The organism is Haladaptatus sp. R4 (assembly GCF_001625445.1).
Taxonomy (GTDB): domain Archaea; phylum Halobacteriota; class Halobacteria; order Halobacteriales; family Haladaptataceae; genus Haladaptatus.
In genome coordinates this window covers 1-1,183 of the sequence record NZ_LWHG01000016.1, presented here as the reverse complement: position 1 = coordinate 1,183, position 1,183 = coordinate 1, and the positions used below count along the sequence as shown (strand labels likewise).

The 1,183-nt window shown below is 61.0% G+C and carries 2 protein-coding genes; both read left to right on the top strand.

Annotated features, from left to right (window positions below):
* Positions 1–264, top strand: a 264-nt coding sequence (locus A4G99_RS09405) for an oligopeptide/dipeptide ABC transporter ATP-binding protein (RefSeq protein WP_342764462.1), incomplete at its 5' end; no start/stop codon positions are given.
* A partial coding sequence (locus A4G99_RS09400) for an ATP-binding cassette domain-containing protein (protein ID WP_066142579.1) occupies positions 261–1,183 on the top strand: 923 nt, incomplete at its 3' end. The genes A4G99_RS09405 and A4G99_RS09400, both read left to right, overlap by 4 nt.

The window sequence follows — 1,183 nt, the reverse complement described above, 5'->3', positions numbered from 1 at the left end:
CCGCTCGAAGAGATGCGGCCTATCGCGGGACAGAGTCCCGCGCCGATCAACGTGCCGAAGGGGTGTGCCTACCACCCGCGCTGTCCGCTCGCGACCGACGAGTGCGTGCAGACCGACCCGCCGTTCGACCATCCCACGCCCGAGCACGCGGTGGCGTGTTATCACTGGCAAGAAGCCCAGGAGGAGATCGAATTGAACTACGAAGAACTACTGCAAGCAAATCCAGCCGAGAGTACGACGGAGAAAAGAGGTGAAGGTCAATGAGCAAGCGCAGTGAAGAACCGTTGTTGTCACTGGAGAACGTGGAGGTACACTTCGAGAAGGAATCGGGACCGCTCGATTTCGACAGTGAACCCCAAACCGTTCGGGCGGTCGATGGGGTCTCGCTGGACATCATGGAGAACGACGTGATTTCGCTGGTCGGTGAGTCCGGGTGTGGGAAAACGACGCTCGGAAAGACGGCCATCGGTCTCCAGCGACCGACGGCGGGGAGCGTGAAATACCGCGGGCACGACATCTGGGACATTCGGGACGGCAACAGCGACAGTGACTTGGAGTGGATGGACGTGCGCAAATCGCTCCAGATTATCCACCAGGACCCGGGAAGTTCGTTGAATCCGAATCGCCGCATCGTGGCGATTCTGTCCGAACCGTTGCGGCAAGTGAGTCCGGGCTTGAGTACGGGCGAACGCCGGGAACGGATTTACTCGCTGTTGGAGCGGGTGGGGATGAACCCGGCGGCTGATTTCGCCGAGCGCTACCCGCACCAGCTTTCCGGTGGGGAGAAACAGCGTGTCGTGTTGTGCCGGGCGCTGTTGATGAACCCGGACGTGATCTTGGCTGATGAAGCGATCAGCGCGCTGGACGTCTCGCTGCGGGTTGAGATGATGGACTTGATGCTCGAATTGCAGGAGGTGTTCGACACTTCGTACGTGTTCATCAGCCACGACCTATCGAACGCGCGGTACTTCACCGAGCACGGCGGTGGAAAGGTGGGCGTGATGTATTTGGGGCGGTTGGCGGAACTCGGCCCGGCCGAACAGTTGATCGGCAGTCCGAACCACCCGTACACCTCGGTGCTGCGCTGGGCGACGCCGGATTTGGGCATGGACATGTCGGTGACGGGCGACTTCCCGATGCGGAAAATCGACATTCCGGACCCGGTGAACCCGCCGAGCGGGTG